The sequence below is a fragment of the Maridesulfovibrio sp. genome, from assembly GCF_963666665.1.
Lineage (GTDB): Bacteria > Desulfobacterota > Desulfovibrionia > Desulfovibrionales > Desulfovibrionaceae > Maridesulfovibrio.
In genome coordinates this window covers 1,657,194-1,676,903 of the sequence record NZ_OY762999.1, presented here as the reverse complement: position 1 = coordinate 1,676,903, position 19,710 = coordinate 1,657,194, and the positions used below count along the sequence as shown (strand labels likewise).

Below are 19,710 nucleotides of genomic sequence, written 5' to 3'. Positions count from 1 at the left end.
CTGTCTTCGATTGAAGGGCAGTTTATATTTGGCAGACTGGTCTTGTAGAGACTGGGCTGCTTTTTTGTTCGCATTGACCAAATTTACAAACTGCTTAGTTCTATTGTACCATTTTTATTATGATTAAGTTTAAAACCGAACGACTTGTTCTACGTGGATGGAAACCCCGTGATTATGCTCCTTTTGCTCGCATTAATGCGGATCAGGAAGTGATGAAATATTTCCCTGCACCGCTTTCGGAAATGGAAAGTAATGCTAATGCTGACGTGATAAGCGGATTGATTGATAAGCGGGGATGGGGCTTCTGGGCAGTTGAAATACCGGATGTTTCGTCCTTTATAGGTTTTGTCGGTTTACATATTCCAATTGCAAAACTGCCTTTTTCGCCGTGTGTTGAGATTGGCTGGCGTCTGGATAAACAGTTTTGGGGACATGGTTATGCTACTGAAGCGGCGAGATTTGCCTTGGAATACGGATTCATAAAGCTTGATCTGGATGAGATTGTTTCCTTCACTGCCACGCAAAATAAAGCGTCACAAGCAGTAATGAAAAGACTTGGTATGCGACGTGAAAGTGAAACTTTTGAGCATCCGTCAGTTCCTGCTGGTAGTTCTTTACGCGAACATTTTCTCTATCGGCTACAGCGAGATGTTTGGATTGAAATACAGTGCTCATAATTATCCCATAATGATGATTCAGGCTCGTTTTGCGCCAATAATGTTGAGCTGTGTTAGCCAGGTGACTAATAATTAGCTGTATTTATTGTATTGATTATGTTGGCCTCCTTTATGCAAAATTAAATGAAAAGAATAATTAATTTCAGAACAGGAGGCATTATGCTTATCGCTGTAAGTGCAAATAATTCAAATTTGGATGGACCGTTTGAACCCCGTTTCGGTAGGGCTGCAGGTTTTGTAATTTTTAATAGCGAAACAGGTGAAAGCCGTTTTGTGGATAATTCCTCCAATGTACAGGTTGCTGGTGGAGCCGGGATTCAAACCGCGCAGCTGCTGGCTGACCAAAGTGTGAATGTCGTGATTTCTGGCACTTTTGGTCCTAAGGCTGAACAGGCTTTACAGGCTGGCCGTATTGGGATGGTTACCGCTCAGTCCGGCTCTGTGCGTGAACTGTTCGAGAATTATGTGGCTGAGCTTGCCGGAGATGGTCAGCCTGTTGCTGATTTAAAGCGATCTCCTAATAGCTTGAGCCGTTTTGGCGGTGGATGCCGTCGCATGGGCGGTACCGGACGTGGCATGGGCGGCGGAGGTCGTGGCATGGGCGGCGGAGGTCGTGGTATGGGTGGCGGACAGTATTAGCTTGCAGGAGGTTCAGGATGACTAAAATCGGAATGATCCGCTGCGAAAAGAATGAAAATACATGTCCTCTGACTAATTGTATTAAATGCCATGATCAGGCCGTACAAGGCTTTAGCGGCTATGATGAATGTTCGTTGGCAGGGGTTTTCACTTGTCGATGCCCCGGTGATAATTTTGCGGATATGGTCAAGATTTTAAAAGCCAAGGGTGCGGAATCTGTACATGTCGTGACCTGCACGTTTTCTAAAAAAGATGATGGCGTCTGGAAATTAGAAAACGGCTTCTGTGATAAAATTGATGAACTGGCGCGAAACGCGGCAGCAGAAGCAGGCATTCCTGTAACAAAGGGAACCGCCCATCTGCCGGAAAATTATAAGCCTGAAGTTTTTAGGTAGAATTTAGATATAAGTCTCCGAAGTTTACTGAAAGGTTTTAGGATTCTTGCACTAGCCCTTAGGCAAGAAGCTTTGCTTCGAGCCTTAGGGCTAGCGACAGTGCATCAAATCAAAAAAATCCCCGCATGGAAAACCGTGCGGGGATTTTAAATGTATTACTGATAGCCGTCTAGATCAGACCGCTTGCTTTGAGTTGTGCTTCAAGTTTTGCCTTGCTTTCTTCCATGAGCGGAACCAGCGGCAGCCTGAATGAAGTCTCAAATTTACCCATCATGCCCAGCGCTGTTTTCACCGGAATGGGGTTGGTTTCAACGAACATTACCCGGTTCAGGGGCTGCATCTTGAAGTGCAGTTCCTGAGCTTTTTTCATGTCTCCGGCCCGGTATGCTGCACACATGGCTGTCATTATGTCAGGCACGATGTTTGAGACAACTGAGATTACGCCGTGTCCGCCAAGGGCGAGCAGAGGAAGAACTGTGAAATCGTCACCGGAAAGTACGGTGAATCCTTCTGGGCACTGCTCGATTAAATCAGAAACCTGACAAAGATTGGCGGTTGCTTCCTTTACACCGACAACATCCGGAACTTCGTTCGCGATCATTGCGATGGTTTCGGGCAGGGCATTAAGTCCTGTTCTTCCCGGAACATTGTAAAGGATGAAGGGCATGGATGCCTCTTCGGAAAGGGCTTTGAAATGCGCCAGCAAGCCCGCCGGAGTCGGTTTATTGTAATATGGTGTAATCTGGAGGGTGGCGTCTGCGCCTGCCTGTTTAGCAAGCTTAGTCAGGTTTACGGCTTCCTTAGTATTGTTGGAACCCGCGCCAGCGATGACCGGGACACGTCCCTTGGCCTGCTCGACACAGATTCTAATAACCTCACCTTGTTCTTCATGGGTCATTGTTGCCGCTTCGCCGGTAGTACCGCAAGGTACAAGACCGTCGATCCCCTGTTCGATCTGCCACTCGATCAGTTCGCGGTATGCGTCCTGATCAATCTCTCCGTCCTTGAACGGAGTGACCAGAGCAGTGAATGCTCCTTGGAATGTCATGTTTAAGCCTCCAAATTTAATTTACTTATCGTCCGAAATACCACTGAGCAGCTTAGCAACTTCCGGCTCCTCGCGGAGCTTTTCAGTCAAGGTTTGCAGAAACCATTTTACGTTCTGGCCGGAAGACCATTTAAAGTCTTCATCTCTTGAGGGCCAGTTGTAGATATCGATTCTGTTAACCGCTTTTCCGGTAGGGTAGCTGCGCACCCAAACGGTCTTACCCTTTGCAGTAAGACTGCCGGAAAGTCCCGGTCCGTCACCGCTCCCAAGGAGAATGTCCGGAGGAGCCTCGCCAATGACCGGATTGGCGAGAAATTTTTTCTCCCTGAAGTAACCCCATGAACTCATGGTAATTACCAGATCCGCTTTCCCTCTGTTTTCCTTGATCAGTGTGGCGCATTCATCAATGAGATCATCAGGAAGGTCGTCGGAACCTTTTTCAAGGTATGGAAGGATGATTATTGCGGCCTTCTTGTCGTTTGCAAGAGGCTTGTAGATAACCTGTGCTTCCATGTTGCCTAACCAGTTTCGCGGAATTCCTTTGTCGGAATTTTGCAGAAAACTAATTTCGGCAGGACTAAGAATTCCTAAATCATAATTAATGATTTGGAAAGCTTCAGTCAGCGCATTTCGTTTTTTATCGGAAACTTTTTTGCCGGAAGTCGGCAGAAATTCAAAAGCACCGCCCAGTGTCAGGACATCGTGTTTCTGTGCGACCCGCAGATCCATAAGATAACCGGCCCGCCGGGCCAGACCCCCAAGGGTTTTGTTCCCTCAGGTGGGGCAGGGGTTTACAGTCCCGAATGTGTTGGCGGTGTCTGCAATAGACAATAGTACATCCTTGTCAGCATAGGACATCGATGGTCCCATGCTGACAAGGATAAGAAAAGCAAATATGAGAAGGCGCATTAAGCGTTCAAATATTCTTTCAGCTCTTTACCGGGACGGAAAAAAGGCAGTTTCTTAGGGGTAACGTCTACGACATCACCTGTTTTAGGGTTACGTCCGGTGTACCCTTTGTATTCTTTCATCTTAAAGCTGCCGAAACCTCTGATTTCAACTCTGTCGCCGCGAACAAGCGCCTCTTTGATGGCATCTACAAATGCATCAACAATTTCGGCTGATTCATCCACGTGGAGACCTTTTTCTTCCGCAAGACTCTTGATCAGTTCGCTTTTGTTCATGTCCTCTCCCACATCGTGTTGAGTTGTGACAAGCTAGTGTTTTTACCATTTCTAATACAACTATGCCGAAAAGTTACCCTTTTCGTCAAGCATAATTAGTCGTCCAGTGTTGGAAATTTTTTCATGACAGGTCTTTCACTGAGTCTGCCCATATTTTCCATTCTGATCTTCTGAATTTTAACAGCAATATTCAGGATATCGCGACTTGCATCAGATTTAGGAGCATACTTAATAAAAGGAATCTGCCGCCTTACGGCTTCTGTTACTGCTGGATCATAGCGCACATAGCCCATATTTTTCAACTTAATATTAAGAAATTTTTCGCAGGCCATATTCAAGCGGTTGAAAGTCTCCCGGGCTTCTTTTTCATTGGAAGCCTGGTTTACTATTATGTTGAAATCACTGACATTGTGTTGGGAATGAAGAACCTTGATCAGGGCGTAACTGTCTGTCAGAGAGGTCGGTTCCGGGGTAATGACTACAATTCTCATCTGCGTCATGGCAGCAAAAGAGAGTACTGTCCCGTTGATTCCGGCACCGAGGTCGAGCACCAGATACTGGTATCCGCCAACAAGCTCAGTTATTTTGCTGAACAGGAGATCCTGCATGTCTTCGTCCATTTCCACCAGCTCCGGCACACCGGAAGCTGCAGGCAGGATGTCGAATTTCTTTCCCGGCTCAATGGGTATTACAATATCAGAGGGCTTGGCGCTGCTGGTCAGCAGGTCCTGCATGTTTGATTCCGGGGAAATGCCCAGCAGGACGTCGAGGTTTGCCAGACCGAGGTCACAGTCCATGAGCAGCAGGCTGTTGCCGCCTGTGTTCAAGGCATAGGAAAGGTTAAGGGAGAGGTTGGTCTTACCGACTCCACCTTTACCGCTCATGATAGCAAGGCTTAATGTTTTATTGGCGTTGATCATGTCTAATTTGTTCCTTTATTAGGGTAACAATCAAAAATTATCGTGATTCAAAATAATTTTTTATTTTGAGAGCGCTGCGTTAATTTCCTGTAAATAAAAACTTTTTCTCATTGGCATGTACAAGGGTTTCCTTGGTAACTGTTTCAAAGTCAAGAATGTCAGCAGAGCAAACCTGATCCTTGCCGGACTTTTTGGCATCGTAAAGAGCCTTGTCCGCCTTGCTTATCAGTTCGTGCATTTCAACATCCACTATGCCTTTGAAGCAGGAGATTCCAGCAGAGCATGTTATTGAAAAAGTCTCATTGCTTCCCGGTTTGGTAAAGGTCAGTCCACGCACTTTATCCAGCAATCTTTCCAGAAGCTGTTTGGCTTTTACCAGACCCACACCCGAAAGGATGATTGCAAATTCTTCTCCGCCGATTCTAGCCACAAGGTCATAGCGGCGTGAGTTTTGGGAAAGGAGATCGGCAAAATCAATCAGCACTTCGTCACCTTTCAGGTGCCCCCAGGTATCGTTGATTTTTTTGAAGTTATCCAGATCAAGTATAGCAAGGGTCAGAGGGGTTTTATTTCGTCTGGTTCTTTCTATTTCCTGATCAAGGGTTCTTTCAAAGACCCTGCGGTTGGAAAGTCCGGTCAGCGGGTCATGCTCCGTTTTGTAGGATAGTTCCTGCAAAACAGATTGCACATGGTTGAGATGCGGGGCCATGTTCCGGTCAAGGGGAACAGTCATCCAGTCATTCAAACCATGCCTCTCCGCGAGGATCTCCCAAGCTTTGAGAGTCATCCCCGGACAGAGCCGTAAAACAGCCAGTCCTTCCGGGCATTCATTCGTATGGCAGACCTCTTTTTCATTGCAGAATCTGTCACGCACGGAAAGCAGCTCTTCGAGAAGGCTGGCTTCATTTTCAGCGATGTACTCAGCGCTCATTTTCTCCGCCATATGCGTTCAGCATGTATTTTCTGATCAGGCCGTCGAGTTCGCCGTCCAGAACCGCTTCGACATTGCCGTCTTCGGCTCCGCATCGATGGTCCTTGACCAGTCGGTAAGGTTGCAGAGTGTATGTCCTGATCTGACTGCCGAATCCGATGGAATCCTTGGTGGCATAGTCAGCTTTTTTGCTTTCTTCCTGTCTCTTGAGTTCCTGTTCGTAAAGTCGGGATTTGAGGACTTTCATGGCGGTTTCTTTGTTTTTCAGCTGTGATTTTTCATTCTGGCACTGAACAACAATATTTGTGGGCAGATGGGTGATGCGTACCGCAGAGTTTGTCTTGTTGACGTGCTGCCCGCCGGGACCGCTGGCCCGGAAAACGTCAATGCGGAGATCTTCGTCTTTTACCTCAATTTCAATATCCTGTGAAATTTCAGGGTAAACGTCTACCGATGCAAAGGAAGTATGTCTTCTGCCGGAAGCATCAAAAGGAGAAATGCGGATCAAACGATGGATTCCTGCTTCTCCTTTGAGAAAACCATAGGCGTAGAGACCTTCAATACGCAGGGTTACACCCTTGATACCGGCTTCATCATCAGGCTGGTAGTCAAGATAACTGGTTTTCCAGTTACGTTTGTCTGCCCAGCGAAGGTACATGCGTAACAGCATTTCAGCCCAATCCTGAGATTCAATTCCGCCGGCTCCGGGGTGAATTTCAATAATGGCCGTGCTTTTATCTTCCGGTCCGGACAGCAGCGCGGCAAGCTCGGTCTGTTCCACGAGCTTGGCAAGCTTTTCAACGTTCTCTGAAAGGGCTTCAAGAATCTCCTGATCCTGATCTTCAGAGGCCATCATCAACCATTCTTCAACATCGTCTTTGCTGGAAGAAAGGGTGTCATATGAGGTCACCTTCTCTTCAAGCATGGATTTTTCGCGCAGTACCGGGGTCAGTGCATCCGGTTTATCCCATGCGCCGGGTTTGCTCAGGTCGTGTTCTATCTCTTCAAGCCTTTCTTTGCTTTGAGCGTGGTCAAAGACGCCCCCAGAGGGATTCGTATTTTTCTATGCAGGTTACGGCCTTGGATTTGAGGTCTGAGAATTGAAGCATATTCTGAAATAATTCCTTTATATTTTAATTTCCGCCCGATTTTTGTGACGGTTTATAATTATCCATATTGCGCAAAGCAAAGTCAGTGACAGCGGGGTGGTGCTCACTGCTTTGTGATTTTGGTGGTAAAAAGTATTACCGCTTATAAGTCCGGCTTCTGCAGCTACTGCTGTATCAACAAAGAGTTCGGTTGCGTGGCTGACCCGTCCCAGCGGATCAATGCATGCGGAGATACCGGTATTGGTTCCCCTGAGCATATAGCGGCCTTGCTCCACAGCCCTCATGGTTACTAGGCTGAGATGTTGCCGTGGTGCTGATGTGTCACCATACCATGCATCATTACTGATGTTTATCAGTATGTTGGCTCCTTTTTCGACTCTTTCTTGTGCAAGTTCCGGAAAGATTCCTTCATAGCAAATGAGCATACCCATAGCAAGGTCGCCGCTTTGAAGCGGAGATGCGTCTGAACCGGGGATAAAGTCTCCCGCCCCCTGCACCAGCTTGCCAAGTGGAATAAATTCTTTAAAGGGCATGTATTCACCGAAAGGAACCAGATGCGATTTGTCGTACCAGTCCATGTATTTCTTATCGGGTGAGATAAGATAGGCCCTGTTGTAGAGAGAAAAATCACCTTTGCTGTGCAGAATGTATCCGGGGGCTCCTGTTAGAACCGGGGTCTTGGTTTCAGATGCGAAATTCATAATTTCCGCACGCATGATGCCGCCGTCCTGCAGGTAAAAAGGCATGGCTGTTTCCGGCCAGATTACAAGATCGGTTTTGTGGATTACCTGCCTGCTTAGCCGGATGTATTTTTCAAAGGTTGCTTTTTTATACTTTGCATCCCACTTTTTTGCCTGATCGATATTTCCCTGAATCAGGCCGATGGAGGTGTCTCCGGTCTTTAACAGATCAGAAAATTGTTCCGCGCTGGTGCGCATACCGCCGAGGATGATCACCACTGCAATTACAGCAATAGCCCAGACTTTTGCAGGGTGGGAAATTCTCCAGCACAATATTGCTGTTGCCACTGAAACCAGCAGGCCTGAAAGACCGTATGCACCGATAAAAGCTGCTCCCTGAATCCATTCCGGTCTGAAAGCCAGAGCAGATGACAGGGTCATCCACGGGAATCCCGAGAAGAGAAATCCTTGCGCTGTCTCCATGCTGGTCCAAAGTAATCCACTGAAAATGCAGAGCGCAAAAGGTGGTAATGCTCTGGCTGCATAGTTGAGGATGTAGGTGTAAATGCCATAGTAGGTACCCATCAGCATGGCGACCAGTATGGGGCACGGTATGGCCAGTGCCCACGAGAGACCGCCATATACTCCGACTGGATAGGCGATCCAGTACATGCAGGCCAGAGAGGCCAATGACCCTGCAATCCAGCCTTGTTTCAGTGCCTTGCGCGGGGATAGTGCCGAGAAGGCAATCATTCCCAGAGCCAGCGGAAAAGCCAGGATGGCAGCAGGAAGATGGAGCAGGGGATTGGCATAACCAAGCCCCGCAGACAGCATTGCAATAAAGATCGGAACAGCTGGATGCATTCTATTTACCGGTTGGCGGGTCTATCAGGATTGAAATAATCTGCTTGGCATCACCTGCATGTACGGTGAATCTGTAGCCGGAAATATTAATGAATTCTCCGACATGAGGAATTCTGCCCGTTAATTCGGAAAGGTATCCGCCGATAGATTCAACATGTTCTGATTCAAGGGTCAAGCCGAGTCTTTCGGATACTTCTGTCAGGGGAACCCTGCCGGAGATAAGGAATTTCCCATCTTCCAGTTCATTGAAGTCTGATGGACGATCTGCATCGTGTTCATCTGAAATGTCACCGACGATTTCTTCAAGAACATCTTCCATGGTGATCAGTCCGGAGGTTCCGCCATACTCATCCTGAAGGATGGCCATGTGTACGCGTCCGGTCTGAAATTCCTTGAGCAGTGATTTAACCTTTATATTCTCAGAAACAAAAAAAGGCTTCCGCATGATTTCTTCAAGCGGTGTATCAATCTTCCCCCTGAGCAGCGGGGCGATTATGTCTTTGGCGTGGATGATGCCCACGATGCGGTCTTTGGTATCCTGATAAACAGGGATGCGGGAGTGCCCGTTTATAATGATTTCTTCAGCAACATCAGCCAGACCGCCGCTTATTTCAACGCCGATCATATCTGTGCGCGGAATCATGATTTCATGGGCTTCGGTGTCCTTGAGTTCAAGAACATTGAGCAGCATGGAAACGACTTCATCTTTGATTTTGCCGTCTTCACTAGCTTCGAGAATGTGCTCTTCAAGGGGAGAGTCTGATTTTTTAAAAATATTGACCATTTTGGCCCACAATCGGCCTTCAGAACCGTCGTCCAATTCAATTCTCCTTTTTGCGGTTGTTCCAAATTTAATAAGCAAATAGAAATCAGGTTTATAGTTATATCTACTTATTATGTGCTGTTCGTGTCAACAAGCTTAATTACTCGTTACCTTCACGGTAAAGTTCAAGGTAAAGGTTATAGGTCCAGTCATCCATTTCCGGACAACCGTTTTGGTCTACCTTTTCCCACTTGGGCTTTTTTGTTTCTTCGTCAAATCCCATAAATTTGGATTCAAAGGAAAGTCCAAGCTGTGCCCGGCCTTGAGTAGGGTCGATAAATACCCGTCTGACTTTGGTGACAAAAAGATGGCGGACAATTCCTCTGTCTCCGAAATCCACAAGGCTGAGCAGGACAAGAAAATTATGCCCCTTGTTCAAGTTGAACCGTGCGGCTCGCTTGTTTGTCATATGGGTCAGTTCAAGAGAAAGGCCGCCGCCTGATATGTCTGAAAGAAATACCTTGGAGTCTTTTCCGCCCATTTGTCCGGGGGTATATTCACCGTTTGTGGCGATAAATTTAAGACCGGCGTTTAGTCCCTGCTTTGTATCAGGGATAATGTTTGCATAGTCGTAATTCCGTGAGGGAGGGGATACTCGCAGGAATTCCCGCTTCTGGGTTTGCTCAATATGGTCAGGTAAGGCAACGTACAAGTTGAAGTACTGTGATCCCTTAGTTTTTACATCGGTAATGATTGATGTAAAATTATAGAAGATAACCATGCCTGCCTGTTTTGCAGGGACATGAAAGAAGCATGTTACCTCACGACCCGTCCATGATTTAGTAACATTGCTGGTGGCAGGCATTTCAAGGACAAGGTGATCAGATATGTCGTCAATGGCACAGGCAATGGTCCTGCGTTTTTCAGATTTGGAATGAAAACTCAGGTCAATCTTTGAACGGTAAACAAGGGCCGTTTCGAAGATCGAATCAAGTTGTTCTTTGTCTGTTATCCAACTGGTAGGAACTACCTTGAGTTTTCTTTTTAATTCCCTGTTGTTGTACCAGAGTACCGCGGCGACAACAGCCACTAGGCAGAACCCCACCACAATCAGCATGTTTACTGTCTGGGGCGGCAGTCCTGTCTCGCCGAAACCTCGCAGGGTCTTATATAAGAATTCCTGATCTACTGCCATATGTCAGCCTTGTCTAAATGTTAAAGCTCTTTGTTTACTTATACTTATTTTTTATTATTTTGAAAAGTAAATGCTTTAACCAACAGGCTTAATCATTAAATGGCACCAATCTTCTTCAAATGAATTTCAATTGAGGATACCGCTGCCGGAGTAATTCCGGAAATCCTGCTTGCCTGCCCAAGGGTCAGGGGCCGGACTTGGGTAAGTTTTTCAACTGCTTCCCGGGTAAGTCCTGCTACCGCGGAGTAATCAAGGTCTTCAGGAAGGGATACGGATTCCATTTTGCGGAATTTATTCACCAGTTCTTGCTGACGAACAAGATAACCTTCGTATTTAATCTGGGTTTCCGCTTCAGTGAGAATATCATCAGCATAGTTTTCAATTTCAGGTTTGAAATGAATCATGTCTGTTATTGAAAGTTCCGGCTGACGAAGTACCGCCGCAAGGGGGACCGATTTATTGGGAACTGTTCCGCCGATTTTGGTGATGATTTCACGGGTCGGCTGATCCGGCTTGATCTGGGTCGAGTTTATCATTTCCACAACTTCATCAAGCCCTTTTTTCTTGGCAGAATAAAGCGCCCAGTGATCATCTTTGACCAGTCCCAGTTCTCGGCCGATTTCAGTGAGTCGCAGGTCGGCATTACCTTCACGGAGCAGCAGTCTGTATTCCGCACGGGAAGTAAACATTCGATACGGTTCAAGTGTTCCCTTGGTGACGAGGTCGTCTACCAGCACGGCAATGTATGCCTGATCGCGGGAAAGCAGGAAGGGATCGCGTCCGGTCAGTTTGCAGAAAGCGTTGCATGCTGCCCAGAGTCCCTGTGCTGCAGCTTCTTCGTAACCTGAAGTTCCGTTGATCTGGCCTGCCAGATAGAGACCGGGAAGGACCTTGGTTTCAAGTGTAGGCAGCAACTGGGTAGGCGGTACGAAATCATACTCAATGGCGTAACCCGGGCGGACAATCTGAGCCTGCTCCAAGCCTTCGATGGAGTGAATCATGCGTTTCTGCACGTCCAGCGGAAGGCTGGTGGGGATACCGCTGGGGTATACCTCAGGGCTGTCGTAGCCTTCAGGTTCAAGGAAAATCTGGTGGCGGTCCTTTTCCGGAAATCTCGCAACCTTATCTTCAATGGAAGGACAGTAACGCGCACCGGTTCCTTTGATCACTCCGGTGAACATGGGAGAGCGTTCAAAGCCGCTTCGTATGGCTTCGTGGGCCTTTTCATTGGTATAAGTGATGTGGCAGCTTACCTGCGGCAGGCTGATTTTCTTGGTCCGGAAACTGAACGGTTGAGGCGGATCATCTCCGCGCTGTTCTTCCAGCTTGTCGTAATCAATGGAATCCTTGAGCAGACGGGGAGTGGTCCCGGTCTTGAGTCGTCCAAGCGTCAGCCCTGCTTCTTTAAGGCTCTTGGACATACCGATGGAAGCCGGGTCGCCCATGCGTCCGCCGCTGAAGTTTTCCAGACCGATGTGGATAAGTCCCTGCAGGAATGTTCCGGTGGTCAGCAGAACCGAACGGGAAAGGAATTTTTCTCCGATTCCGGTCACAACGCCCGCAGCTTTGCCGTCTTCAATTATCAGAGATTCAGCAATGTCCTGACGTACCCAAAGGTTGTCCTGTGAAAAAATATCCTTCTGGACCACGCGCATGTATTCACTGCGGTCCATCTGTGCGCGCGTGGCGCGGACTGCAGGGCCTTTGCGGGTGTTCAGGATACGGAACTGGATTCCGGCTTTGTCGGACCAGATGCCCATGTAGCCGCCCAGCGCGTCAATTTCCTTAACCATGTGTCCCTTGGCAAGCCCGCCGATGGCAGGGTTGCAGGACAAATGACCGATGCGATCCACATTGATGGTCAAAAGCAGGGTTTTCAAGCCAAGGTTTGCGGCAGCCATGGCTGCTTCGCAACCAGCATGGCCCGCACCTGCGACAATAAGGTCGAATTTTTCCGGCGGCGGCTGTTTTCTGATCATGGTATTAACTTACTTTGCTAGAACGGCAGAAGTGCCATTACTTTTGCATCATTGAGAGTGTTGCTGATGGAACCTTTTTCATTGGGCTGGTGGGCCTGATGCAGCAGGGTGGACCAGACAACAGTCTGGTAGCCGCGCTCACGCAGGTGCACGGCAACGGTTCCTCCGCCGATTCCGCCGGGTCTGGCATCCACGCCGTAAACTTCCTTAACAGCGTCAACAACTTTTTCCACGATTTCGGCATCAGCCGGGGTAGGAGGTGCGGCCTGACTCTCGCTTTCAACATCCACAGTGACTTTTACGCCGTACTCTTCTGCAACGTAAAGGCCCATTCCTTTGACCTGATCAATTACTTCCTGCAGGTCGTAAGTGGGCAGCACGCGGCAGTCGATGTAGAAAACATCCTTACCGGGAATGGTGTTGATGTTCTCGACGTTGGCTTCTTTTTTAGTAGGTTCAAAAGTGGAATAGGGTGGGGAGAAAAGTTCATCTTCTTCATCAAAGTGGTATTGCAGTTCTGGCACTTCCATGATCATGGCAGCAGCTGCCACAAGAGAGTTCACGCCCTGTTCAGGGGTGGAAGCATGGCACTGTTTGCCTTCAACTGTAACCTTGAACCATACGGATGATTTTTCCGCAATTTCAACCAGTGCAGAGTCAGGTTCGCCGGAATCTGGAACGAGAAAAAGATCATTCTTTTTGAAGAGATCTTCATGTTCTTTAACAATGTACTCAAGGCCGTAATGTGAGCCAGTTTCTTCATCAGAAACAAAAATGAGTCCAATGTTGATGCCCGGAGTCAGGTCGGACTCAAGCAGGGCTTTCGCTGCAACTACAGAGCTTACCAAGCCCTGATGGTTGTCTTCAACGCCGCGTCCGTAAATAGCATCGCCATCCTGAACCATCTTGAATGGATCAGTATTCCAGAGGCTGAGGTCTCCTACGGGAACAACATCCATATGTGAGATGATCCAGAGGGTTCTGGAACGGTCCTGACCGGGAATGATAGTAACCAGATTGGGCCTGTAACCGCACTCAACTCTGTCATCCGGCGCGTTGTATGATTTGACTTCGCCGAATCCGTTTTCCTTAAGGTATTCGGTCAGGAAGTCTGCTTTGGCTTTTTCCCCGGTTCCATTGTTAGTGGGACCTATGGCAGGAATGGCAACCAGCTTGGCGTGGAGGTCGAGAGCTGCGTCTTTCATGTCGTCAATTTTTGAAAGAAGCTGAGTGGGCATTGCTGTTTCTCCGGTTATTCATCAGATACAGGGTTAGTAAAATTTGGTCACATTCAGGCGTACCAAAGAGAAGAGCCGGAACAAGTCCGGCTCCCATGATACACGAAATGAATCGGTTGAAAAACATCCGTTAGAATGTTCTTCAGGTAATATGCAGTTAACGACTTGCCTGAAAAGACAGTGTTCGCTTGTAACTGGCATCACATCCATAAAAATAAATTTATGAATGAAATTAATGAATAATTTTGTTGATGCTCTACTAGCGACCGCGTGCAGCACGCTTGGATGCTTTAAGCGGGTTAACTTTTACTTTACCTTCTTTGTCAACACCGGCACGCACGTGAGTTGCGAAGTTGCATACGCTGTGAGCCCATTTCTTAGCGGGCTGTGCGTAGCTGGGGCAGTAGTTTTTACCTTCGAAATCAACTGCGCGTTCACAACCGTCACACTGTTCAACAACGGTTTCGAGAATTACGCCTTTGTAGGAAAGACCTTCAGCAGTCATTTCTGCACCTTCGAGTGCGTGTACTCTTGCATTCTTTTTAGCCATGTAGCGCCTCCTGTTTGGCAAGTCGCTTGCGAACAAGCGTTAGTTTTATATTAAAATATCTTTGCTTGGAAAAGCACAAATCCATATGCAGTCTTCCTCTATGTTGTCAAGGAAAAAACTAAATTTGGATCTCAAAAAAATATCCGTTTAGCGGTTTTCAAGCCGTTTCAAGGCCCATTCTACCGCCTTTTCCGCTTCCCGTGAAATAGTTTCCACATCAGCAGTATTAAATTTACCGTCCCGGTAGAGGATCTTGCCATCACATATGTTCAGGCATACATCCTGTCCTCCGGCGGAGTAAATTACGTGCGAGAGGGGGTTGTATACAGGTTTAAGGTGCATCTTGTCCATATCTATGGCAATGATGTCTGATTTCATTCCAGCTTTAATTGCCCCGCAGTCATCAAATCCTAAAAACTTAGCTCCGGACAGGGTTGCCATATCAAGAACTTCCTGTGCAGGCATGGCTTCGGGATCTTGCAGAAATCCTTTTTGAAGCATGGCTGCTGTGCGCATCTCGTCGAACATGTCCAGATTGTTGTTGCTGGCAGCTCCGTCTGTTCCAAGTCCGGTTGTTATTCCGGCATCAATAAATTTGGTCAGGGGGCAAATACCTGAACCTAATTTAAGATTTGACTGCGGATTGTGGGCAATCATTGTTCCGGCGTTTTTAATCCAGCTGATTTCCTCATCTGTGACATCCACGCAGTGGTGCAGGCGTGTGCGTTCACGCAGTAATCCGTATTCTTTTAGGATCTCAATGGGCCGTTTACCGAAAGTTTCCAGCGTAAGCTTGGTCTCCGGTACGGATTCAGCTGCATGTATCTGCCAGAGAAGGTCCAGCCGTTCCGCAAGTTCCATACTCTCTGCCAGTTGAGCAGGGTCAGTTGTAAATACGGCGTGAGGTGTAACCGCAGTTTTAATGCGTTCATGTCCTGCAAATTTGTTGTGCAGTCCTTCAATTACGTCCCATGCATCCTGTGCGGTCTTGAAAAAAGGCGAGGGGAATTTGAAAAAGCCTTCCCCGAGCACAGCTTTCATCCCTGTTTCTTCCACAGCTTTGCCGACAACATCTTCATACATATATCCGTCGAGTATGGCAGTGGTTCCGCTGGCAATCATTTCCGCGCAGCCAAGCCGTGCTCCAAGTTCAACCAGATCCTTGGTCAAACCTGATTCGATGGGAAACATATAATTATGAAGCCATTCCAGTAGTGGCAGGTCGTCTGCCACTCCACGCATGAGGGTCATGGGTACGTGGGTGTGTGAGTTGATCAAGCCGGGCAGGATGACGGACTTGCCGCAATCAACGGTTTCTTCCGCAACCCACTCTTTTTCAACATCAGCACTCTTGCCCACAGCGGCAATTGTCTTACCACTGATAGCAATAGCTCCATCTTCAATCAGCTCACGGTCTTCATTTTGAGTAAGAATGTAAGAGCCTTTAATGATCAAATTACATTTTGCCGGTTGCATAAAAAAATATCCGCCGAAGGCATCCTAAATATTTTCAATAGTCTTAATCAGCATGGAAGTAACATTTTCGGCATTGGCTTTGAAAATGGCGAGGATATCATCCCATGTGACGGGTGCTTCATCGGTCTTCCAGCAATCGTAGTCAGTGGACATGGCAACTGCGGCATAGGGGATTCCGGCCTCGTTGGCGAGAATGGCTTCAGGCGCAGAAGACATATTTATGATGTCGGCTCCCCATGCACGGAACATATGTGATTCAGCGCGGGTGGAAAAACGCGGTCCTTCGATGGTTACTACTGTCCCTTTGTCGTGAACAGTAACACCGAGTTCATCGCAGGCTGCGGTCATTTTGGCGCGCAGGTCAGCATCAAAAGGTTCTGCCATGGGAGTATGGGCCGGGGCGTGCGGTTCAAAGCTTTCAAAAAATGTAAGTTCACGCTTGCGGGTAAAATCGATGAACTGGTCGATGATGACCAAGTGTCCGCGATCGATTTCTTCACGCAATGATCCGACTGCAGTGGTGGCAAGGATACAGTCACAGCCGAGATCTTTCAGTGCTTGAATGTTTGCCCGGTTGTTAACGTAGGTCGGCGGGATTGTGTGTTCGCGTCCGTGGCGACCGATGATATGGACTTCTTTTCCGGCAATGGTGCCGGATTTGATGGGGGAGCTTGGGGAACCCCATTTGTTGGAAACCTCCGAGTCCTTTGCGTCTTTCAGAATGTCAGGATTGTCGAGTCCGCTGCCGCCGATGATTCCGATTACTGCCATGATTGCTTTTCCTTGTTTGCAAAGGTGAAAAATAAAAAACTCCTGCCTTGATCGCTGATTAATAATCCGTGATCCGGGGCAGGAGTTTTGAAATATCCTGATTAAAGCTGGATGAGGCTGGTGGTGTCAATGCCGCTCAGCTTGCTTTTCCCGTTAAGGAAAGTCAGCTCGGCGATAAATCCCATACCGGAAACCTTACCGCCTGCTTTTTCGACCAGTTTAACCATTCCTTCAGCAGTTCCGCCGGTTGCAAGAACATCGTCAATTAGCAGGACATTTTCGTCTTTAGCGATAGCATCAATGTGCATGCTCAGGTTGTCGGTTCCGTACTCAAGATCGTAGCTTACGGAAATGGTTTCGTAAGGCAGTTTGCCGGGTTTGCGGATAGGCACGAAGCCGATGTCGAGCTTGGTGGCCAGCGGTGCTCCGAAGATGAAACCACGGGCTTCTGCTGCGGCAATTTTGTCTATTTTGTAATCAGCAAAGCGTTCAGCGAGCTGATCGATTGTATATTGGAAAGCTTTCGGCGCAGCCAGAAGCGGGGTAATGTCAAAGTATACGATACCTTCTTTAGGAAAGTTGGGTATATCGCGGATATAATCCCTCAGATTCATGAAGTTCCTCCATCGGATTTATTTGATAAAATTTGCTTAAATGCTTTCGGTGCTGTTGTCAAAGGTGGAGGAACTGGACTTTAAATGTTCATTTTGATGATTAAAACAGAACTTCACATAGCATTCCTTTCGGAACTTCTGTTAAAGAACTCTTGACTGGTTGTGCAGGTGTTCCGCCGCCAACTCCTCCTGAACCTTCTGCTCCTTTTTTCTTATTGAGAATATCCATTAGCATTCCCTGATATTGTTGCAGTTCCTGCTCTTTCATCTTTATAGCTTTTTCATTTTGTTCAGGATTTTGTCGTAATTCTTTGAGTTCTTTTTCCAGTTGTTTAATCTTTTTCCGTATCATTTCCTCTGTATTGTCTTTTTCAGAAGCCTCTTGAGCTACTTCTTTAGCTGATTTTTCCGTTAACTCACTGGATTTCCGGAGACCCTCAGCAGAGATATTCACCGAGTCCTCTGTTTTTAATTCGAGTGTTGTTTTTGCAAAATCTGTATCTTCAGATTTTGATTTGATTGGGGCAATTTTGAAAGTTGAACTGTCAATTTGATCTGCCGTTGTTGTTCCAATTTTTAGATCGAATCCCATATGCACCTCTTTTGATGTGTGTGAGTATGTTATTAATATCGGCATAAAGTTTAATCTATTTATGCTTGCTTAATGATAATGGGACAGATTTTTATAAAAAAAACCCATCCAGAAGTTATCTGAATGGGGGGGGAATAATTCATAAAATTTGTTTACGTGAGGGAATTACTCATTCCTTCCGCTCTGGTACCGCCGGAAGAGTTGGTGCCGGATGCTTTGGCTTTCTGGTCTTGCATTTCAGCCAGTTGGCTTTGCATCTGCATTAACTCGTTTTGCTTGGCAGCAATCTGATCCTTATTCTTTTCAGGATCTTTCTGCAGTCTTTCTAATTCTTTTTTGATTTTTTCAATCTGTTCCTTGATGCGTTCGATCTGATCATCAATGGAACTGCTGCTGTCAGAGCTTTCTTCGGTTGCTTCGGAAGCAGATTTCATGGATGTCATGGCAGCAAGTTTTTCCTGACCTGCCTGAGAAATGGACACAGTGTCTCCTCCAGAGCTTTTTCCCATGGTCAGTCTGGTTTCCTGAATTTCATTTTCCTCTGTAGCGGAATTTCTGGCAGTTGATGTAGCGTATGTTTGTTGCGCGTCACCGCCGATACGGAAGTCGAAACTCATATTAATATCCTCTTATTTAGAGTTATATGCGTGATACGACTTCCATATCGACGGGCTTTTAGATTTCTTTAGGGTACTTTGTTTATTTTTATTTTAATGTGGGCAGGTCGCCCTTTTTACCGAGCAGCCCGGCCCGGTGGGATACAAAGTGTCGATTCAAGTGAGGACGGGGTATTGAAAACTTGTTCCGGCATGGGAGCAACGCCCACGAACACCGCCGAAAAAGATTGCGCCCAGTGCGGTTTGCCATGTATGGCCCATTACCTTGACGACCGTAAAGGAGATGAAGGCGTTTTCGTCTATGTAAGGAGCCACGGCAAAAGGGCGTTTGGCGTACAGGCCTATGCCCTTGGTATTTGCATATCAGGAAAATATGCGGCAATATCCTTACATATATAAATTTGACGGGCAACCTTGAACTTGCCTAGTTAGTCGCACTGAAGTTAAAGTCAGTTTTTAATATATTTTTAAAGTGGAGTTTTTGTGCAAACAAGACACAGAGCCAAAAAAAGCCTCGGGCAGAACTTCCTGCAGGATGCGAATATAGCGCGTAAGATTGTAGACAGCCTTAAGATCACGGAAAAAGATTCAATTATTGAGATCGGTCCCGGGCAGGGCGCTTTGACAAAATTTATTCTTGAAGCTGGGCCGGAGAGCCTTACCTTGGTTGAAAAAGACCGCGATTTAGCTCCAGCCCTTGAAGCTGAATATCCGGATGCACGGGTCGAACTTGAGGATGCCTTGAAGTTTGATTGGGCAGGTCTTGATTCTGATAAAAACTGGAAGATTGTTGGTAACCTTCCTTACAACGTGGCTTCGAAAATTATGTGGGATATCGCCGCGCTGTGCAATGCTACCTGTGTTTTTATGGTTCAGCATGAAGTTGCCCAGCGGGTAACATCCGGGCCGGGATCTAAAAAGTATGGTGCGATCAGTGTCTGGATTCAGAGTTTCTGTCGAACAGATTATCTTTTCAAGGTTCCACCTACTGTTTTTAAGCCGAAACCGAAGGTCGACTCCGCAGTCATAAAATTTTTTCCGCTGCCAGATGAAGAAAAACCCAGTGATATTGAGGGGCTTGCGAAGCTGGTAAAATACTGTTTTCAATACAGACGCAAACAATTGGGTAAGATATTGAAATCATTCACTTCTGATGAGCTGGATCAATGGGCTGAAAAGGAGGGGATTTCCCTTACAGATCGGCCGGAAGCCTTGTCACCACTGCAATTTCAAAGCCTTTATAAATGCGTTAAAAACGATTTTCCCTCTTGACTTGTTGGCGAAAATTTTGTTTTAGATTTTCATCAAGGTCGTTTGTTCAGGCAGTCCCGCTGTTTTTTTGAACGAAATACGGGGTAGGGGGCTTGTTTTAAACGGTTTTGAGTGTTAGCAAGACGAATTGTTGGACGGGGATGTCCGGCAGTTTTTTTAATGAACCCAACTCTCGCCGGAGGGCGAGGTTAATGGC

22 protein-coding genes are annotated in these 19,710 nt (G+C 47.0%); 5 read left to right on the top strand and 17 right to left on the bottom strand.

The genetic code is table 11. From position 1 onward, the window contains the following. Nucleotides 1-119 precede the first annotated feature (119 nt). From ACKU40_RS07680 to ACKU40_RS07670, 3 genes are all read left to right on the top strand, one after another. Nucleotides 120-677 carry a GNAT family N-acetyltransferase gene (locus ACKU40_RS07680; protein ID WP_320175927.1) on the top strand — a complete coding sequence of 186 codons (558 nt, stop codon included), beginning with the start codon at nucleotides 120-122 and terminating at the stop codon, nucleotides 675-677. Between the two features lie 159 nt (nucleotides 678-836). Then, nucleotides 837-1,316 (top strand): NifB/NifX family molybdenum-iron cluster-binding protein, encoded by a 480-nt coding sequence (locus ACKU40_RS07675; protein ID WP_320175926.1) that lies wholly within the window; start codon nucleotides 837-839, stop codon nucleotides 1,314-1,316. Nucleotides 1,317-1,333: 17 nt separating this feature from the next. Further along, nucleotides 1,334-1,711: a CGGC domain-containing protein gene (locus tag ACKU40_RS07670; protein WP_320175925.1), complete on the top strand. Its 378-nt coding sequence runs from the start codon at nucleotides 1,334-1,336 to the stop codon at nucleotides 1,709-1,711. Nucleotides 1,712-1,880: 169 nt separating this feature from the next. Here the strand turns inward: ACKU40_RS07670 and dapA are convergent, their stop codons facing one another. From dapA to ACKU40_RS07585, 17 genes are all read right to left on the bottom strand, one after another. Continuing rightward, on the bottom strand, nucleotides 1,881-2,759 hold the full coding sequence (dapA, locus tag ACKU40_RS07665) for a 4-hydroxy-tetrahydrodipicolinate synthase (RefSeq protein ID WP_320175924.1): 879 nt from the start codon (nucleotides 2,757-2,759) through the stop codon (nucleotides 1,881-1,883). Between the two features lie 21 nt (nucleotides 2,760-2,780). Continuing rightward, nucleotides 2,781-3,488, bottom strand: a complete 708-nt coding sequence (locus ACKU40_RS07660; RefSeq protein WP_320175923.1) for a hypothetical protein — start codon at nucleotides 3,486-3,488, stop codon at nucleotides 2,781-2,783. A gap of 179 nt (nucleotides 3,489-3,667) precedes the next feature. Then, on the bottom strand, nucleotides 3,668-3,943 hold the full coding sequence (locus ACKU40_RS07655; RefSeq protein WP_015851470.1) for an HU family DNA-binding protein: 276 nt from the start codon (nucleotides 3,941-3,943) through the stop codon (nucleotides 3,668-3,670). A 95-nt stretch (nucleotides 3,944-4,038) separates the two neighbouring features. After that, nucleotides 4,039-4,863, bottom strand: coding sequence for a MinD/ParA family protein (locus ACKU40_RS07650; protein WP_320175922.1), 825 nt, complete (start codon nucleotides 4,861-4,863; stop codon nucleotides 4,039-4,041). Between the two features lie 79 nt (nucleotides 4,864-4,942). Further along, the gene (locus ACKU40_RS07645; RefSeq protein WP_320175921.1) at nucleotides 4,943-5,794 is read right to left on the bottom strand and encodes a GGDEF domain-containing protein; all 852 of its coding nucleotides are present in this window, start codon (nucleotides 5,792-5,794) and stop codon (nucleotides 4,943-4,945) included. Further along, nucleotides 5,784-6,903 (bottom strand): peptide chain release factor 2 gene (gene prfB / locus ACKU40_RS07640; protein WP_320175920.1). Its coding sequence is split into 2 segments (ribosomal slippage): nucleotides 5,784-6,827 and nucleotides 6,829-6,903, totalling 1,119 coding nucleotides; the frame shifts between segments, so codons are not numbered across the junction. Before prfB ends, ACKU40_RS07645 begins: the two co-directional genes overlap by 11 nt. 17 nt (nucleotides 6,904-6,920) lie before the next feature. Continuing rightward, the gene (gene lnt / locus ACKU40_RS07635) at nucleotides 6,921-8,447 is read right to left on the bottom strand and encodes an apolipoprotein N-acyltransferase (protein ID WP_320175919.1); all 1,527 of its coding nucleotides are present in this window, start codon (nucleotides 8,445-8,447) and stop codon (nucleotides 6,921-6,923) included. Between the two features lies 1 nt (nucleotide 8,448). After that, entirely contained in the window at nucleotides 8,449-9,267 is an 819-nt protein-coding gene (locus ACKU40_RS07630; protein ID WP_320175918.1) for a hemolysin family protein, read from the bottom strand. Nucleotides 9,268-9,370: 103 nt separating this feature from the next. After that, nucleotides 9,371-10,405: a hypothetical protein gene (locus tag ACKU40_RS07625; protein WP_320175917.1), complete on the bottom strand. Its 1,035-nt coding sequence runs from the start codon at nucleotides 10,403-10,405 to the stop codon at nucleotides 9,371-9,373. 95 nt (nucleotides 10,406-10,500) lie between these two features. Next, a complete protein-coding gene (gene mnmG / locus ACKU40_RS07620) occupies nucleotides 10,501-12,384 on the bottom strand; it encodes a tRNA uridine-5-carboxymethylaminomethyl(34) synthesis enzyme MnmG (protein ID WP_320175916.1) in 1,884 nt (627 codons plus the stop codon). 17 nt (nucleotides 12,385-12,401) lie between these two features. Next, on the bottom strand, nucleotides 12,402-13,622 hold the full coding sequence (locus ACKU40_RS07615) for a M20 family metallo-hydrolase (RefSeq protein WP_320175915.1): 1,221 nt from the start codon (nucleotides 13,620-13,622) through the stop codon (nucleotides 12,402-12,404). A 259-nt stretch (nucleotides 13,623-13,881) separates the two neighbouring features. Further along, nucleotides 13,882-14,172, bottom strand: a complete 291-nt coding sequence (locus ACKU40_RS07610) for a PxxKW family cysteine-rich protein (RefSeq protein ID WP_320175914.1) — start codon at nucleotides 14,170-14,172, stop codon at nucleotides 13,882-13,884. 147 nt (nucleotides 14,173-14,319) lie between these two features. Further along, entirely contained in the window at nucleotides 14,320-15,648 is a 1,329-nt protein-coding gene (locus ACKU40_RS07605) for an amidohydrolase (RefSeq protein ID WP_320175913.1), read from the bottom strand. 24 nt (nucleotides 15,649-15,672) lie between these two features. Continuing rightward, complete coding sequence (gene mtnP, locus ACKU40_RS07600) at nucleotides 15,673-16,419, bottom strand: S-methyl-5'-thioadenosine phosphorylase (protein ID WP_320175912.1); 747 nt, start codon at nucleotides 16,417-16,419, stop codon at nucleotides 15,673-15,675. Between the two features lie 101 nt (nucleotides 16,420-16,520). Next, nucleotides 16,521-17,033, bottom strand: a complete 513-nt coding sequence (locus tag ACKU40_RS07595; protein WP_320175911.1) for an adenine phosphoribosyltransferase — start codon at nucleotides 17,031-17,033, stop codon at nucleotides 16,521-16,523. Between the two features lie 100 nt (nucleotides 17,034-17,133). Then, nucleotides 17,134-17,625: a hypothetical protein gene (locus ACKU40_RS07590; RefSeq protein ID WP_320175910.1), complete on the bottom strand. Its 492-nt coding sequence runs from the start codon at nucleotides 17,623-17,625 to the stop codon at nucleotides 17,134-17,136. 152 nt (nucleotides 17,626-17,777) lie between these two features. Further along, nucleotides 17,778-18,242: a hypothetical protein gene (locus tag ACKU40_RS07585; protein WP_320175909.1), complete on the bottom strand. Its 465-nt coding sequence runs from the start codon at nucleotides 18,240-18,242 to the stop codon at nucleotides 17,778-17,780. 174 nt (nucleotides 18,243-18,416) lie between these two features. Between ACKU40_RS07585 and ACKU40_RS07580 the strand changes: the two genes are divergently transcribed. Both ACKU40_RS07580 and rsmA read left to right on the top strand, forming a co-directional pair. Continuing rightward, the gene (locus tag ACKU40_RS07580) at nucleotides 18,417-18,641 is read left to right on the top strand and encodes a hypothetical protein (RefSeq protein ID WP_320175908.1); all 225 of its coding nucleotides are present in this window, start codon (nucleotides 18,417-18,419) and stop codon (nucleotides 18,639-18,641) included. An 84-nt stretch (nucleotides 18,642-18,725) separates the two neighbouring features. Next, on the top strand, nucleotides 18,726-19,514 hold the full coding sequence (gene rsmA, locus ACKU40_RS07575; RefSeq protein WP_320175907.1) for a 16S rRNA (adenine(1518)-N(6)/adenine(1519)-N(6))-dimethyltransferase RsmA: 789 nt from the start codon (nucleotides 18,726-18,728) through the stop codon (nucleotides 19,512-19,514). The last annotated feature ends 196 nt before the right edge of the window (nucleotides 19,515-19,710 follow it).

Coding starts and splice junctions, on each gene's coding strand:
- ACKU40_RS07680 (WP_320175927.1), top strand. CDS start 120: ATGATTAAGTTTAAAACCGAACGACTTGTTCTACGTGGATGGAAACCC.
- ACKU40_RS07675 (WP_320175926.1), top strand. CDS start 837: ATGCTTATCGCTGTAAGTGCAAATAATTCAAATTTGGATGGACCGTTT.
- ACKU40_RS07670 (WP_320175925.1), top strand. CDS start 1,334: ATGACTAAAATCGGAATGATCCGCTGCGAAAAGAATGAAAATACATGT.
- dapA (WP_320175924.1), bottom strand. CDS start 2,759: ATGACATTCCAAGGAGCATTCACTGCTCTGGTCACTCCGTTCAAGGAC.
- ACKU40_RS07660 (WP_320175923.1), bottom strand. CDS start 3,488: ATGGATCTGCGGGTCGCACAGAAACACGATGTCCTGACACTGGGCGGT.
- ACKU40_RS07655 (WP_015851470.1), bottom strand. CDS start 3,943: ATGAACAAAAGCGAACTGATCAAGAGTCTTGCGGAAGAAAAAGGTCTC.
- ACKU40_RS07650 (WP_320175922.1), bottom strand. CDS start 4,863: ATGATCAACGCCAATAAAACATTAAGCCTTGCTATCATGAGCGGTAAA.
- ACKU40_RS07645 (WP_320175921.1), bottom strand. CDS start 5,794: ATGAGCGCTGAGTACATCGCTGAAAATGAAGCCAGCCTTCTCGAAGAG.
- lnt (WP_320175919.1), bottom strand. CDS start 8,447: ATGCATCCAGCTGTTCCGATCTTTATTGCAATGCTGTCTGCGGGGCTT.
- ACKU40_RS07625 (WP_320175917.1), bottom strand. CDS start 10,405: ATGGCAGTAGATCAGGAATTCTTATATAAGACCCTGCGAGGTTTCGGC.
- mnmG (WP_320175916.1), bottom strand. CDS start 12,384: ATGATCAGAAAACAGCCGCCGCCGGAAAAATTCGACCTTATTGTCGCA.
- ACKU40_RS07615 (WP_320175915.1), bottom strand. CDS start 13,622: ATGCCCACTCAGCTTCTTTCAAAAATTGACGACATGAAAGACGCAGCT.
- ACKU40_RS07610 (WP_320175914.1), bottom strand. CDS start 14,172: ATGGCTAAAAAGAATGCAAGAGTACACGCACTCGAAGGTGCAGAAATG.
- ACKU40_RS07605 (WP_320175913.1), bottom strand. CDS start 15,648: ATGCAACCGGCAAAATGTAATTTGATCATTAAAGGCTCTTACATTCTT.
- mtnP (WP_320175912.1), bottom strand. CDS start 16,419: ATGGCAGTAATCGGAATCATCGGCGGCAGCGGACTCGACAATCCTGAC.
- ACKU40_RS07595 (WP_320175911.1), bottom strand. CDS start 17,033: ATGAATCTGAGGGATTATATCCGCGATATACCCAACTTTCCTAAAGAA.
- ACKU40_RS07590 (WP_320175910.1), bottom strand. CDS start 17,625: ATGGGATTCGATCTAAAAATTGGAACAACAACGGCAGATCAAATTGAC.
- ACKU40_RS07585 (WP_320175909.1), bottom strand. CDS start 18,242: ATGAGTTTCGACTTCCGTATCGGCGGTGACGCGCAACAAACATACGCT.